This window comes from Foetidibacter luteolus (genome assembly GCF_009650435.1).
GTDB classification, from domain to species: domain Bacteria; phylum Bacteroidota; class Bacteroidia; order Chitinophagales; family Chitinophagaceae; genus Foetidibacter; species Foetidibacter luteolus.
Genome location: NZ_VVIP01000063.1, coordinates 43,511 through 58,679, shown reverse-complemented (window position 1 = coordinate 58,679; position 15,169 = coordinate 43,511). Strand labels below are relative to the sequence as shown.

The 15,169-nt window shown below is 45.1% G+C and carries 12 protein-coding genes; 6 read left to right on the top strand and 6 right to left on the bottom strand.

Features of this window, described 5'->3' with window-relative positions:
• The coding region (locus F0364_RS29030) for a DUF8202 domain-containing protein (RefSeq protein WP_207632812.1) at positions 1–1,903 on the top strand (1,903 nt) is incomplete at its 5' end.
• Between the two features lie 244 nt (positions 1,904–2,147).
• Here the strand turns inward: F0364_RS29030 and F0364_RS21060 are convergent.
• The 5 genes from F0364_RS21060 to F0364_RS21045 all read right to left on the bottom strand — a co-directional run bounded on the left by F0364_RS21060 (position 2,148) and on the right by F0364_RS21045 (position 4,382).
• Positions 2,148–2,414, bottom strand: coding sequence for a hypothetical protein (locus F0364_RS21060; protein WP_153799793.1), 267 nt, complete (start codon positions 2,412–2,414; stop codon positions 2,148–2,150).
• Between the two features lie 235 nt (positions 2,415–2,649).
• Positions 2,650–2,802, bottom strand: coding sequence for a lmo0937 family membrane protein (locus tag F0364_RS29480; RefSeq protein WP_370752423.1), 153 nt, complete (start codon positions 2,800–2,802; stop codon positions 2,650–2,652).
• 128 nt (positions 2,803–2,930) lie between these two features.
• Entirely contained in the window at positions 2,931–3,083 is a 153-nt protein-coding gene (locus F0364_RS21055; protein ID WP_153799792.1) for a hypothetical protein, read from the bottom strand.
• Positions 3,055–3,603, bottom strand: a complete 549-nt coding sequence (locus tag F0364_RS21050; protein WP_153799791.1) for a YciE/YciF ferroxidase family protein — start codon at positions 3,601–3,603, stop codon at positions 3,055–3,057. The genes F0364_RS21055 and F0364_RS21050 overlap by 29 nt, the downstream gene beginning before the upstream one ends.
• Before the next feature lie 122 nt (positions 3,604–3,725).
• Positions 3,726–4,382, bottom strand: coding sequence for a DUF6766 family protein (locus F0364_RS21045; RefSeq protein ID WP_153799790.1), 657 nt, complete (start codon positions 4,380–4,382; stop codon positions 3,726–3,728).
• A 414-nt stretch (positions 4,383–4,796) separates the two neighbouring features.
• Between F0364_RS21045 and F0364_RS21040 the strand changes: the two genes are divergently transcribed.
• Positions 4,797–5,027, top strand: coding sequence for a hypothetical protein (locus F0364_RS21040; protein ID WP_153799789.1), 231 nt, complete (start codon positions 4,797–4,799; stop codon positions 5,025–5,027).
• A gap of 316 nt (positions 5,028–5,343) precedes the next feature.
• Here F0364_RS21040 and F0364_RS21035 read toward each other — a convergent pair whose 3' ends face one another.
• A complete protein-coding gene (locus F0364_RS21035; protein ID WP_153799788.1) occupies positions 5,344–9,021 on the bottom strand; it encodes a T9SS type A sorting domain-containing protein in 3,678 nt (1,225 codons plus the stop codon).
• 1,679 nt (positions 9,022–10,700) lie between these two features.
• Here F0364_RS21035 and F0364_RS29025 point away from each other — a divergent pair.
• From F0364_RS29025 to F0364_RS21015, 4 genes are all read left to right on the top strand, one after another.
• Positions 10,701–10,805 (top strand): KTSC domain-containing protein, encoded by a 105-nt coding sequence (locus tag F0364_RS29025; RefSeq protein ID WP_207632811.1) that lies wholly within the window; start codon positions 10,701–10,703, stop codon positions 10,803–10,805.
• Between the two features lie 110 nt (positions 10,806–10,915).
• Complete coding sequence (locus F0364_RS21025; protein ID WP_153799787.1) at positions 10,916–11,875, top strand: TIGR03885 family FMN-dependent LLM class oxidoreductase; 960 nt, start codon at positions 10,916–10,918, stop codon at positions 11,873–11,875.
• An 11-nt stretch (positions 11,876–11,886) separates the two neighbouring features.
• A complete protein-coding gene (locus F0364_RS21020) occupies positions 11,887–14,052 on the top strand; it encodes a catalase (RefSeq protein ID WP_153799786.1) in 2,166 nt (721 codons plus the stop codon).
• Positions 14,053–14,290: 238 nt separating this feature from the next.
• Positions 14,291–15,154: an SDR family oxidoreductase gene (locus F0364_RS21015; RefSeq protein WP_153799785.1), complete on the top strand. Its 864-nt coding sequence runs from the start codon at positions 14,291–14,293 to the stop codon at positions 15,152–15,154.
• Positions 15,155–15,169 lie beyond the last annotated feature (15 nt).

Here is a 15,169-nt window from a genome sequence, read left to right as displayed (position 1 = left end):
AGCAGCAGGGCTTAACCTGTGGTTGAAAGCTGACAAAGATGTTTCTTTTAGCTCGGGTAATATCTCTTCCAGGGCAAACCAGGGTTTACTTTCCTCAATACCTTCTGTAGTTCCCAACAGTACGACCATAACAAGAGATAATACAGGCTTTAACTATAACCCGGTGATGCGCTGGACTACAGCGACAGCGGACATCTATTTCGGCCCGTCCTCCAACAGCTTTGCCAATAATGCGTTGCCGGTGAGTGCCGGTGCCGGGAGCATATTTGGTACAGGAACAATCAGTGACCAACAAACCGTCATGCCAGCCACGTCAACCACATCTCCGTGCGGCGCCGACCGTTGCTGCTCCGGTTTCCGTCCTTCCTATGCCCAGCTATACGGGTACAATATCTACTACCCTGCATCCGCCTACTTTCCGGCGCAGAATACAACACGTCCAAATATCTATTCCATCCAGGGTACCGCCGGATCAGGTACAGCCTATGCCGCCGCCAATGGCAGCAGGGCAACGGTTGCAGGAACCACTATTTCATCCCTCTCTTCTGGTTTTACTTACCAGGTACGCATCGGCAGTTTTATGGGATACAGCTATGGATTGAACCACAAATTATCTGAATCCATCGCTTACAACAGGCAACTCAGCCTGGCAGAGACCAGGAGAGTGGAGAGTTACCTGGCCATCAAAAATGCTGTTACCCTGGATCCGTCCGGGCTAGACGCAACGGCGGGCTATGTAAGCTCCCAGTCAGTATCCGTCTTTAGCCAGGGGGTAACAGGAACAACTTACTGGAACAATATCATTGGGCTGGCAAGAGACAGTGCCTTTTTGTACGGTTCGGGACTGTATCAGAAGCAGTCAAAATTGCTTAGTGATTCGGTCAGGATCTATACGTCCACCCTGCAAACTACTAATGCTGCCAATACTTCTTCCTACACAGACCAAACCTTCCTGATGTTGGGCAGCAATTCAGGGCCCCTTTGCGGAACAGCAACCACCGAATCCGAACTCCCTGCTGTTCTCTTACCGCCTAATACGCCGGGTAGCCGTATTGACCGGGAATTTAAAATACAAAATACAGGGTTTACGATGGCATTTACCATTGAACTGGTCATGAACTGCAGTGTGGGGGACGATGATAACCTGCGCCTGCTGGTGGACCGCAACAGCGGAGGAAGTTATGATAATGCGGACGGCGATTTCACCAACGCTACCGTGGTTTCGCCGGGTTCAAATGGGTTTGCCGGTTATAGTTACAACAGAACCGGCAGGATACTTACCCTGCAGTTAGACCCTTTGGCCACTGCTTCTCTTTTTGCGCCCAATACAACCCGCCTTTTTACAGTGGCCGCCACTACATTTCCCGTACTGGCAACTGGGGTACCGCTGATAAAGGCAACCTGGTCCGGCAACGCAGTCATAATCACCTGGCAGGCGGCTGGCCTGCGCAGCGGCGCCCAATTTGTAGTGCAACGTTCTGCTGATGGGGCTACCTGGCGGCCTGTTGCTTCACTTCCTGCGTCACCGGTATCCAGCCTGCGTACTTACAGCGCCGCGGACAGCCATCCTTTACCAGGAATAAACCTTTACCGGCTGCGAGTGGAAGATAGCCAAGGGGGCATCAGCTATTCCAATGTGGTAAGCATGAATTCGCCACTGCTACCCTCACTCCCGTTTTTACGGCCCAACCCCTTTACCAACCAGGTTGAGGTAGCCTGGCCAGGGCCGGCGCCAGCTTTTTGCCGCATGATTGATCCCCTGGGAAGACCTGTGACTCTCACTGTAGAAAAGCGGGGTGGATACCTTTTCTTAACAGCCGGCGAAGGGATGCCTGGATTATATATTCTGGAGATAAGAGGGGCAGGTGGTATCCGTAATGCCTTTAAGCTGATCAGGCTGTGACCAAATCCTACAAATGAAAAGTACCTGGCAAACTTACATAACTGATCATATCAAGCCAGATTAGCCTGGCTACGATGATAAGTTGAAGTAAAATATGTTCTTCGGAAATCAATGTCTCCTAAGCATCCAATTAGACAGCATAGGAAACTATAACTCAAAATTTACACCAGTAGCATGCTGCTTTGTTAGAAGCACGCAGCCGCTGCGCCACAAGGGAGGGCCGTTCGTAAAGCTTGCATGAGAATTATTGCTCATTTCGCCAGTCTGATGCATCATCTTCCATGCTCTTGTTTTCCACAGGGCTTTGTTTCAACTGTTGTTTCTGCATTTCAATTGCTTTCCGGCCATTGTCAAGACTTTCCTCTGTCTCGTCTGAAGCCTTGTCGTCCTTATTCTCATTGTCTTCTGTTGTTTCTTTTGTTTGTTGGTTTTGGGGATGCTGTTGTTCAACACCTGGAAAAAAGGGATTACCATCGTCGGCCTTTCCATTCGTTTTTTTATTTGTGTTCATAAGTTGCTTATTAATTGTTTAAACCAATTGTTATTATTTGTTTTGATGCTGTCGCCCGATGTACATAAAGGAAATTTTCAGGTATTTTAATGTAAGCGATACTCCCAGAGCGGCAAGGGCTGCCAGCAGGTAAATTGTAGAAGGCGCTGTTGCAGAAAAATTTAATCAGCCCTGTAAAAGCATCTTCAGTTTTATTTTTTCACAACTGCCTTTAGTTTGTCAAGTTGGATACTTTTTAAACTTTCGCATTCTGCCTGAGGGCTATAATTAAAGCAATTACAGCTACAACGGGCATGAGATGGATTAGACCGGATGCATGATAATAATTAACTGCCGTCAACCACACCGTAATAAGTATGATCGATAATGTGAACAAAAAAGATTTCATCATATCTGGTTTAGCCTTCATTAAAATCAACACATAATTCAGGCCAATAGTTAGCGGAATAAAATGCAGGTGGGTATATCGTTGCACAATGATATCCTGATGAAGTGATTGCGACGCAAGGGACGATGCTATGAAAGATTGAAGCCGGTACCAGTAAAGCCTAAGTTAGGCCTTAAATTATCCTTTCTTTCGTCTGTATAACTAAAAAAAAATGCTGCGCCTTTCGGCGCAGCACTCATTTCATCAATCATTTTAAGCCTCTTCTTCTGTTGCTGCTTCATAGTTAATATTGTTTTCAGCAGCACCGGTCAATTTTTGGTCTGTTTGCTTTTCTTCTTCCAGTGTTTGCTGCAATATTTCAGCTATGTCATCCAGCCCCAGTGTTGTGGCCAGTTGTGCAAGACCGCCATAAGTTGCAATTTCGTAATGCTCTACTTTCTGGGCGGAGAGTATCAGCCCCACGTCACGTGTTGAAGTACCCGCTTCAGTGTCTTCAATAACGCTCTCCGCCTCCATAGTAATGCCTTCTATGGCATCGCATTTTTTTGCCTGTGGCTTTTTGCCGAGTAACTCAAACACCTGTTCCAGCCTTTCAACGTGTGTTTTTGTTTGTTCCAGGTGCTCTTCAAAACAGGCAACCAATTCTTCAGATGTAGCTGCTTTTTGCATTTTAGGCAGTGCCTTTGTAATGTGTTTCTCAGCCCAATAAATGTCTTTTAACTCTTCTGCAAAAAATTCTTTCAACAAGGAATTGTCGCCTGCCTGAGTGTTACTTTTTTGTTTGCTTGATTTTGTTTGCATATGTCAAGGTTTGTATTATGCAAACCAATCATTGTGCCATGGCCCACTACCCTATTCAAATGACCTGCACAGGAAAAACTTGAAGTAAAATATTCCTCCGTTGTGGAACAATTACGCAGCCATTATTCGCCTGTTTCGTCATCGGCAGCATCTACCGGCTTGGACTGAGGCGATCCCTGTTGCCGCAAAAAAATAGAAAGTACTACAATGGCGAAGACTGATAAAAATTCGCTTTGCCAATTCTGGAAAGACTCAAACCAGAAGCGTGAACCAGTAATGTAGTTACCGAAAGACTCTTGCGGCAAACCTTGCCGTAACAGCTTTGCATTTTCATCCTCAAGGCTGCCGTAAAAGTGCAACATAAACGAAAATGCAAATAACAAAAAAAAGGCTATGCTCAAAGAGCGCCTGTAAATCCATAATGCAAGGCCGCCTTTTCTCACAGGCCATGGAGTGTTTTTACGGAAGGGCGAGGGTTCCCGGTCAACTTCTTCGGGCTTATCCATTGCTTTGGATTCCGAAGAGCCTTTTTGCCTTAGCGAAATGGTTAGAATAACAAAAAGGCCCATCTGGAAAAATTCACTTTCCCAATTTTCAAATGTGGCCTGTAAAAAGTGTCCTGTTGATAAATATGAAATAAATGCTATAGTAGGTTGCCCATCTTCCAAAAGCTCTTGGTTATACTCGGCATGGCCTGTAAACGCCTGGGCAATCAGGCTAATTATAAATAAAGAAGCAAAGCAAATTGACAGGCTATTGTTTTTCCATGTCCTTTTCATTCGCGTTTAAAGTTTTCCTTCCTATTGCAATGAGTATTCCATTTAAGAAAGCTTTTCAAATCCGGGAATTTTTTATGGGCCCGTCAATAGAATAACTATGAAACTGCCGTTGCGTCGCACTCTTGTACTGTTGATAACACTATTCAGCACAGACCATGTGCATATAATTCTTTCTTTGAGATTTTATGATATTACACTAGCAGAGTAAATCCGGGGCAGGCAGAGTATCCAGAAACAAAACAAAACAAACCTTAGGTGCAGGCCAATATATAACACCAAACATTAGTGGCACTCACTTTGCGTTGTGATGCTTCTTAATAGATGTTACCAGAATTGCTGGAGTCTGTTTATTAGGATTATAAGACAAACCGGCCTGCACGCTTACGTGTGGGCCACTTTTAAAATTTAAAAATTATGAAACAGATACTTATTGCTTCGCTTTGCATAGCTGCTATAACCGGCTGTGGTGATGGAAAATTTCAGGATGAAAGAGCCAGGGAAGATAGCGCTGCCATGAATGCCACGCCTGATTCTGCGCTTAATGAAACAAATAACCAAAACGCTCACGCAGGAATTGGAACAGACAGTGCTGCAGCAGACTCTGGTATGGTTAACAAAGAAGACAGCAGCCTGAAAAATAAGTAGCAGGTTGTTTCCCGACCGTTGACTAAATACACATTAGTGAAACAATTTCCACGAAGGTGGTTCCATCGTTGTTAAATACGAAAGGATTTAACAGATCAAAAGAGAACAAGGCGTACAAGAGTGCGACGCAACGTAAGCTTAATGGATGCAATATTGCCCGGCTCATAAAATCCGATTAAAAAGGAGAGCCCCGGAAACCGGGGCCGTCATGGTTATCGACTGTTGTACGAAAATCAATACCCGGTTGACGCAATTGACATTGTGCCGGATGAAATTTTGTGATGGAAGAATCCGCGGATTATATCGTTACATATTTCTAATTTTTAATCAGCTTAATCGTCCTCGTCTCTTTGTTTTTCTTCGCGACCTGGATAAAATAAACTCCGGTTGCTAGCGAATTGATATCAATACTGTGTACTATGTTTGACAATCCTTCCGAATCATTAATGTTTTTGGCCAATATAATCCGGCCCGCAATATCCATAATTTTTATTATGCCTATAGATTCATTGCTCTTCAACATCACTTCTCCTCTTATAACCGGGTTGGGGTTCACTGACACTTTCCAGCTTTCTTCAAACTTTAGTAACTGTATTTTGCTGTAACTGTTGTTGCCGCTGCTGGTTTTCTGTTGTATGCGGTAGTAGTTGTTTCCATTGGAAGGACTGTTATCTGTGTAACTATAGTACTGCTTAACAGGTGTGTTACTTCTGCCGTTAATGGTGGTTAAAGTTTGCCAGTTGCTGCCATTGGCGCTTCTCTCTATTGTAAACTTATCATTCGCTGAACCGGTTGCAGTACTCCACTGCAATAAGGCCATTGCACCCTGTTTGATTACAGTAAAATTCAAAAGATTCTCTGCAAGTACAGCGCTGCCCCAACTTACATCGTAGCTAGGATCTATGGATTGTACACCTGCTGCATCTACCAGCACATAATAGAAGCTGAAGGAAGAGAAGCCACTTTGGTTGAAAGTTATCGTAAGCGAATCAGGTTTGTAGTTGGCGATGGTATAAGGAGGTGTTATCGTAACCCCGTTATACTTTAATACATTGCCATTCATATTACCAAATGATTTGATGATGACACCAAAACTATCAGGACAAACAGAGGAACAGTCTTCCGGGTCATTATAATCTAGCGGTAACATATTCCTGTAAGCACTGGTAAGTGCATGGGTACTGCCCCTTGTTGGCACAGGAGAGATAACATAACTAATATCAATACCTGAAGGTAACTGGTCTATACCAAAATTTGCATTACTTACACTGGCGTTTACTGGACCGATAGAAAGCTTGCCGTCTACTGTACCGTCATTGCCTGCCGCACTGCCAAGGTTTTCCCCCACATTGGCCCAGCCAGAAGGCATAGCTACAGCAGGTAATACTGCGCTGCCGACACTGGCAGTATTGGTTGTTATTTCAAGGCTATAGTTATGTCCGGGAAAAGCTGTGACACTGACAACTCCGCCGGAAGTTACTGCTGATACGGCCGCTACATTGCCGGTAGTATTATCGAACAATATTGCATTCAGCGTTCCTCCGGCGTTAGTCCCTATTCCATTTACAAGCCCTGCAGGTACATCTTTCAGCCCGTTTGCATCATTATACACGTTGCCACATACTGAAGCCAGGACGGTATCTTTGTGTGATGTGGCGCAACCGGTAGTGCCCGCATAAGTAACATAAGTTGTATAAATACCTGGTGTAAGGTTGCTGAACGTTGCACTACTTTGGTAAACAGTTCCGTCTTTGCTATATGTATAAGATGAACCGACAGGCGAAGTGTACTGCAGGTTACCCGTTGTAAAGCACGTTGTTGCCCCTGTATTATAGGTAACACTGGTAGTAAGAGAGGATGCGGGCACAGGAATCATCTGAAAACTGATATCGTCCAACGCAAGATCGTTGCCGTTGCCGCCAATAGCATTATTCAGTAAAACAAGGTCGAAAGTAGAAGCTGTGGCTGTAAAAGACAATGTGTATTGGCTCAAGGTGCCTGCTGTGGTTATGTTACCTGTTATTGTACTTGCAAGGGTGTCGTTATTGCCCGGGTCTATTACAAGAAAAGACACGTTAGGGTTAATTCCTGCGCTTGCTACACTTGCTATCCAGGCTGAGAAATTATAGGTGGCGCCCGGTATAACACCGGAAAGCCTGCGTCGGAAGAACTCGTTTACATCATACCCGGCATCCACTATCATCATATATCCTGTACCGGCATTTGTCGTATGGTCATTCAAAGAAACTGCACCGCTATAAAGAACGCTTGCATTGCCGGCCACCTTGTAATATCCATCCCTTGAACTTGAAGATGTGTTCATGTAATGATAAGAGGTTTGGCCGGTTAACGCTGCACCATAGCTTCCCGATGCCCCGCTGCCAAAATCTTCTTTATATGAATTTAAACAGCTATTAGTCATTGTAAAGGTATTTACCAGGCCGTTTTGAAAGATAGCATGTACCACTTCGCCTGCGGCAACCTTTAATGTGGCAGTATGTCCTGCTATATTGCCCGAAGAGTTGGAAGAAGGGTCATACACACTGATGTTCTGCAAGGCCCAACCGGAAGGCACCGTTTCTGTAACAGTGTAAGTTCCGGGCACCACAGCCATCATTTCCGCATTACCATTGGCGGGGCTTGTGCGTACACGCTCGTCATCTATCCACCATACATTACTTCCGTTCATGGAACGGGAGAATATGTTGCCAAACGGTGATACGGACTGAGACATAAGCATCCATACCTGCCCACCGATACCCGCCGTGGTAATCCCGGCATTACGGCTGGTGCTCTCTCCTGCACTCCATGTTGTACCGCTCTGCCATTTGTAAACCAAGGGTGACAAATTAGAAGCTTTGTTCCAGGAACTATATATATTGCCAGACTCATCAACAGCCACGTCTAAACCAATGCCTGATATGCCGCCGGGATAGCCAAGATTTGTGTATGCAGTCCCACTTTGAAAAGCAAACACATTTCCGCTACTGTTTACCGCAATTACGGTACCTGGAGTTGCAGGATCGCCATCAATACGAAAGATACTCGACGCCTGTGTATTAAACTGCGGCCAGGATGCACTGCCATAGCCTCCACTCCCACTACCGGTATAACGACAAATACGGCCGCTGTTTGCAACAACATACGGCTGGTTATCCCACGCCCTGCCCACGTCTGTTGCAGAATTACCGGTATATATGGTAGTGCCTGAAGCGCCATTATAATATACAACAGTGCCTGAGGTTGTTACATAGTAACAGGTATTGCCTGCCCCACCATCTACATTTCTGGCATTGGTTACTGCGGTAGCTACCCATCCTACACTGCCAAGGTCTCGATAGTACAATTTATTGTTGGTGCCAACGGCCCATAATCTACCGCTTTGAGAAGAGCCAATATCCTGTAACACTGTTTGGGTAGGGTTATCATTCAGGTTGAATGAAGGAACCGCTGTAACTCCACCTGATATAGAGAATGCAAAGTCTGTACTTGAAGATTCGTCCAGAGTTTTCTTGTGGATATAAATATACCCAGCCGGCGTTATGCCAAAGTTCTGTGCAGTTAAAGACGCTGAACCGAAGGATGTAGGCAATTCAATCTGCCCGAGGGTGTTAGACTGGGTTGCGGAATTTGAGCCAATATTTTCCCCTGTATTTATCCAGCTGACCGGCAGAGGGCCGGCAGCAATTGAAGTAGATGATGTACTTAATACTAACTTGTAATTGTCGCCACCCAGAGGAACAACAATCCCGCTATAAGCGCCATTGGAAACAACTACAACGGAGCTGACTAATGTGCTGGTAGTAGCATCCACCAGGTTTACATATAATGTGCTACCGGTATTGGTACCAGCTTCGCTTCCGTCAATAACAGCATTACCATTTATATCATTCCATACATTACCGCTAACGTTAATGTTAGCCGCCTTAGCTGCTGCAGTAAGTGAAAAGGCACCTATTACTATAACAAAAATTTTTAGCAAAGCCGTTTTCATAAGAATATTTTAAGGGATATCTAAAAAAGAAGCAGTATAGTTTATAGCCATAACATTGCAGGCTATGTTTATTTAAATCCGGATTGTGCTTTACAGGATGGCAGAAATTTTAACTCAGACGGGATAATTTTATTAAGCTACGTTGCGCTTACTAACTGTGTGAAATGCGACTGTTGTAATATTGCTTTTGATTGCCTGCCGTTGTATCTGGTTTAAAATTATTAGACACGTTTCGCCTGTTAATTTGGTTGAAAGCCGTTTGTTGCTTTCCTGGAAAAACAGGTACACCGTATTTTGTCTGGTTGAACATTTTAAATTATTCTCACAGAGAAATGGATTTTATACATAACAAATTTGATACAATAAATTTATTAGTCTCCTACCCAAACACATGGTGAACATCCCCCCTAAAAATAGCGGGGTGGTTAGATATCTTAATTCCTGTTCTTCTTTTGATAATACATGTATTCCATGTAATAAGCCTTTTTCCAGATAAGAGGCTGATGATTTACGGTCATGCAAATCCGTCTTTTTTTCTGTTTGTCAGGCCTGGATCCGATAAGAGGTGAAATCAGTTGGGCCGGCATTTCAGCAGCAGTAGCAGCACTTGAGCAGAGCTTTCCTGTATTGCCGCCCATTACGATAAATGTATTATTCGTAAATAGAGATGTGTGGCGAATAAACGCACCCTGAAGTCCCCGGCGGGATCACAGAAAAAGAAGAGGCTACTATAAATTAGTGGCCTCTTCTTTTTAGTTTATCAAACACCCTCTTACTTACTTTCCATACCCGACCTTGCTTCGATTAATATATCCGTATAAAGACAGACCAATTTACTTCGTGTAATGGTGTTAATATCTATAAAACGCAGCCCTCCCATTAATGAAGCAAGGTAAGAATGCTGCAGATCTACCCGGTAACCTGTCACTCAACTCCGGCAATAGGTTATCTTGATAACAGACTTGCATTTGACTATTAAAAGAATCTCTTATTATCTACCATATATCGCATCAAGCGCTGCATCAATTAACCTGAAACAATAACTACTCGGGGAACACTTTATCATAAGCATTCATTCTTTACTCATGTATTGGCAATACAGGCGCCATTAAATTTTAATCTTAAACAATTTATGTTTACGCGGAGAAACTAAGGTTGTATAATATTGGGGAAAAAATCAACGTTACGCGGTAAAAAATAATCAACCTTCGCTAACACGTGCCTGGTAGCTGCTAACCAGTGCGTATTCTTTTATTTCTTTCGTCGGATTTTTATAACGTAATGCCTAATCATTAGGCGCCCGGTTAAAATCTGTACCGCGCATCCCATAAAAGTACCAGGAAAAAATATTCGGGGCTTTCGGCTATAGTATTTCAGTGCAGCTATAGTCCCGGCTTTACACTGCAACTCCGCCACAGGGCCATTACACAAGGCCTTCAGCGGGGTTTTCGTTTCAATCCGGCAGCCAGTCAGGCGTTATACGGTTATTCGGCCATGGCTTTACGTTCACCCCTGGTACATAATCCTGGCAGTATAACCGGCCAGGTATGTATTTTTTATAATGGACCAATCGTTTTTTCGCTGCCGTCGTGTGCGTTTTATACAGATAACATCCCAAACTTTATAAAGATGGTGCGTTATTTGGAACTAAGGTCCTGTTTCCGGTAAAACATGTATCAATGCCATCTTCTGTTGTTGCATCTTACAAATACAACAAGGAGTTATCTATTCTCAGCATTACCTATAAGTCAGGTATGGTTTACGATTATCTCCATGTGCCTTAAGATGTATATGAGGCTTTCGTAAGATTCAGGGAGAAAGGCATTTTCCTTAACAGGCAGATAAAGGGAAAGTTTGCATTCAGAAAGGCAGGAAGGTCTAAATAATAAGAACAATGTCTGATAATAGAGAGATAGCATATCACGCATCACACGAACAGTTTGCGCCATCGGAATTGTTGGAGTTGGCAGTACTTGCTGAAAAAGCCGGGTTTGATGCCATACATTCGTCAGACCACTTTCACCCCTGGAGCGAAAGACAGGGACAGAGCGGTTTTTCTTTTGCATGGGTGGCCGCGGCAATGCAGGCAACATTTTTACCTTTTAGCCTGGTATGTGCACCGGGGCAGCGATACCACCCTGCAATTGTAGCACAGGCCATTTCTACCCTTTGCGAGATGTTTCCATCCCGCTTTACTGTGGAACTGGGAAGCGGAGAAGCCATTAATGAATACATGAGCCACGGCTACTGGCCACCGAAGCAAGTAAGAAATGCCAGGCTGGAACAAGCCGCCCAGGTTATCCGGCGCTTGCTTAATGGCGAGGAAGTTTCTCACAGCGGGCATTTTGAAGTACATGAAGCCAGGCTGTATACATTGCCTGCAAAGCCGCCAATGTTATTTGGTGCGGCTTTGTCTGAACAAACGGCTGCATGGTGCGCAAATTGGGCCGACGGCCTGCTAACCGCCGTGACCAATGCTGAGGATGCCGCAAAAAAGATAAAAGCGTTCCGCACTGTAGCAGGCAACGAAAAACCTGCCTTTGTACAATATGCGTTTTCCTATCATAAAGATTTCAATACGGCGCTTACAGAAGGCCACCAGCAGTGGCGGTCAAACATGGTAGGCATAAACGATCTTGCCGACCTGCACTCACCCAAGGAGTTTGATCAGCGCACAGAGAACATCACCATGGAAGAATTTGCAGAAAAGTTTCCGGTTTACACCTCGTTTTCGTCGTTGATGGATACAGCCAATTCTTTTCTTTCGGCCGGTGCAAACCGGGTCATCATGCATAACGTTAACCGCTGCCAAAAGCAGTTTATTTCTGGCTACCAGGAATACAAAAATTCATAAAAGCATTATTTATGGCAAAAATTAAAAAGCCCGGCCGCACGCCTGAGGCAACCGCAAAGGCCGCAGACTTAATGAAAAACACCGTGTCTGATGAAGGGACATTCCTTACCAGCAACCAGGGTGTAAAAGTTAATGATGACCAGAACTCGCTAAAGGCTGGTGAAAGAGGCGCAACGCTGATGGAGGACTTTTTATTTCGTGAAAAAATGACCCACTTTGACCACGAAAGAATACCTGAGCGTATCGTTCATGCCCGCGGAGCAGGCGCCCACGGCTTCTTCCAGGTGTACGAATCACTGGGGAATATCACAAAAGCCGGTTTTTTAACCGACCCTTCCCGCACAACGCCTGTATTTGTCCGATTTTCGACTGTTGCGGGATCCCGGGGTTCAACGGACCTAGCCCGTGACGTGAGGGGTTTTGCGGTAAAGTTTTATACAGAAGAGGGCAACTTTGACCTTGTGGGTAACAATATGCCCGTGTTTTTCATCCAGGACGCCATCAAATTTCCCGACCTGGTGCACGCCGTAAAGCCCGAACCCCATAACGAAATTCCGCAGGCAGCTTCTGCACATGATACTTTTTGGGATTTCATCTCACTAATGCCGGAATCTACCCATATGATCATGTGGCTGATGAGCGATAGGGCTATCCCCAGAAGCTACCGTATGATGGAAGGTTTTGGCGTACACACTTTCCGCCTGGTGAATGAGAAAGGACAATCCAGTTTTGTAAAATTTCACTGGAAGCCGCTTCTGGGCGTTCATTCGGTTGCGTGGGACGAAGCACAGAAGATATCAGGCAAAGACCCTGATTTTCACCGGCGGGATTTATGGCAGGCTATAGAAGCAGGGCAGTTTCCGGAGTGGGAGCTTGGCTTGCAGGTTGTACCGGAAAAAGACGAACATAAGTTTGAATTTGATCTTCTTGACCCCACTAAAATTATTCCTGAAGAATTGGTTCCGGTGCAGCGCATTGGCAAATTAACGCTAAACCGCAACCCGGATAATTTCTTCGCAGAAACCGAGCAGGTGGCATTTCACGTAGGCCATGTGGTGCCAGGCATAGACTTTACCAACGATCCGCTGATGCAGGGACGCCTATTCTCCTATACGGATACCCAGCTTATAAGGCTTGGCGGCCCGAACTTTCACGAGATACCTATTAACAGGCCAGTTGCTCCGGTGCACAATAACCAGCGGGATGGGTTTATGCGGCAAACCATCAACCCTGGCCGCGTAAGCTATCAGCCCAATTCATTGGGCGGTGGATGCCCGTTTCAGGCAAAGATGGCCGACGGTGGTTTTTCATCTTACAGCGAACGGATTGATGCAAAAAAAGTGAGAGAAAGAAGCCGCAGCTTTTTCGATCATTTCAGCCAGGCCACATTGTTTTACAACAGCCAGTCAGAACCAGAAAAGGCGCATATGGTGGATGCATTCAGTTTTGAGTTAGGCAAAGTACAAACGGTAGCTGTTCGTGAGCGTATGTTGCTGACCCTCTCCAAAGTGCAAAAAGATCTTGCTTCCAAGGTTGCTTATAAACTGGGCCTTAAAGTGCCAAAAGGAAAAGTGATTAATGAAGGCATACCAGCGGATGCAGATCCGCGAAAGTATGCTCCTATTGAAGCAAAGCCTTCGCTTGAACAGTCAGATGCATTGAGTATGGCCAATACGATAAAAGGAAATATTGCTACCCGCATGATTGCCATTCTTGCAGCAGATGGCGTAAATGAATCCAACATAACCAAAATGCAGGCTGCCCTTACCGCTGCTGGTGCTGTAACAAAGACGGTTGCGCCAAGACTGGGATTTTTGCAAGGCACCCAAGGTGGCCAGGTGGAAGTGCAGGAAAGCTTTCTTACAGCGGCATCAGTAATGTTTGATGCCGTGTATATACCCGGTGGCGACAACAGCGTAGCAACGCTTGCTGAAACACCTGATGCAGTACATTTTTTGAACGAAGCATACCGCCATTGTAAAGCTATTGCCATTGAAGGCGACTGTGAACAGGTTTTAGCAAAAACCTACTTCGGGCAAAAGCTGGAGATTAACGACGCGGCAACAGACGGCATTGTAACAGGTAAAAATTCAGCCTCGATAGTTAATGATTTTATAGCGGCTATCGGGCAGCATCGTTTTTGGGAAAGGGAAGTTGCACATAAAGTGCCCGCTTAGCGGTTAGCGCTATGGTGAGCTGTGGCTTTCCGCAACAGGCGTCACCACCGGGTGAGGGATTGCAGCGGTTACCCCGCTGAGCCCATCGCAGCCAAGCCCCGTGGCGGAGTATGAGCGGAAAGCCCGGCCCCTTGCGATAGCTTGGGGACACCCCCATAACTAAAACCAATATTGCAGTGCGTAAACAATATAACGAACTACGTATTTAGTGTGAAGTAAATGCGGCAAACAGAAAGACATGCAAAAAGCAAATAAACCTAAAAAATTAAGGCCAGAGCAGCAGGTAAAGCAGAAAAAGGGCCAGGAATCTGCGATGACACCGGAACCGAAATATCAACGTACCAAAACAAATAAAAAACTTGACGGGAAAGTGGCAGTGATAACAGGCGCGGATAGCGGCATAGGCAGGGCGGTGGCTATTTTATTTGCACAGGAAGGCGCTAAGGTTGTGATTGTGTATAAAGAAGATGACATTGAAGCAGACAAAACCAAAACGATTGTGGAAGCCGAAGGTGCTATTGCTGTATTGATAAAGAAAGATGTGAGTAAAAGAAAAAATTGCATAGCCATTATTGAGCGGGTGACAAAAATGTTTGGTCAGCTTGACATTCTGATAAACAACGCCGCCATACAAATACCCGAAAAGAAGCTATCTGAAATTACAGAGGAAAACCTGCGGGCCACGTTTGACGTTAATTTTTTCGCGCAGTTTTTTATGGTGCAGGCCGCAGAGCCTTATTTGAAACAGGGCGCTTCTATTATCAATACAACGTCTGTGACTGCTTACCGCGGCAGTAAAGGCTTATTAGACTATTCCGCTACCAAAGGGGCCATTGTTTCATTTACCCGCTCGTTAAGCGCCTACTTTGCTGACAAGGGTATAAGGGTTAATGCCGTGGCGCCGGGCCCCATCTGGACGCCACTTATACCAGAAACATTTCCGCCTGATAAAGTGTCGAAATTCGGTTCAGAAACGCCTATGGGAAGAGCCGGGGAACCAGTGGAAGTGGCCACGGCATTTCTATTTTTGGCAAGTGAGGATGGAAGCTATTACTCCGGGCAGGTGCTTCATCCTAATGGCGGTGAGATTATTAATGGTTAAAATGCCTATTGCCAG

Bases quoted from the DNA above. Each gene is read 5' to 3' on its own strand.
- F0364_RS21060 (WP_153799793.1), bottom strand. From the start codon at position 2,414: ATGAACACAAATAAAAAAACGAATGGAAAGGCCGACGATGGTAATCCC.
- F0364_RS29480 (WP_370752423.1), bottom strand. From the start codon at position 2,802: ATGAAATCTTTTTTGTTCACATTATCGATCATACTTATTACGGTGTGG.
- F0364_RS21055 (WP_153799792.1), bottom strand. From the start codon at position 3,083: ATGAAGCAGCAACAGAAGAAGAGGCTTAAAATGATTGATGAAATGAGT.
- F0364_RS21050 (WP_153799791.1), bottom strand. From the start codon at position 3,603: ATGCAAACAAAATCAAGCAAACAAAAAAGTAACACTCAGGCAGGCGAC.
- F0364_RS21045 (WP_153799790.1), bottom strand. From the start codon at position 4,382: ATGAAAAGGACATGGAAAAACAATAGCCTGTCAATTTGCTTTGCTTCT.
- F0364_RS21040 (WP_153799789.1), top strand. From the start codon at position 4,797: ATGAAACAGATACTTATTGCTTCGCTTTGCATAGCTGCTATAACCGGC.
- F0364_RS21035 (WP_153799788.1), bottom strand. From the start codon at position 9,021: ATGAAAACGGCTTTGCTAAAAATTTTTGTTATAGTAATAGGTGCCTTT.
- F0364_RS29025 (WP_207632811.1), top strand. From the start codon at position 10,701: ATGCCATCTTCTGTTGTTGCATCTTACAAATACAACAAGGAGTTATCT.
- F0364_RS21025 (WP_153799787.1), top strand. From the start codon at position 10,916: ATGTCTGATAATAGAGAGATAGCATATCACGCATCACACGAACAGTTT.
- F0364_RS21020 (WP_153799786.1), top strand. From the start codon at position 11,887: ATGGCAAAAATTAAAAAGCCCGGCCGCACGCCTGAGGCAACCGCAAAG.
- F0364_RS21015 (WP_153799785.1), top strand. From the start codon at position 14,291: ATGCAAAAAGCAAATAAACCTAAAAAATTAAGGCCAGAGCAGCAGGTA.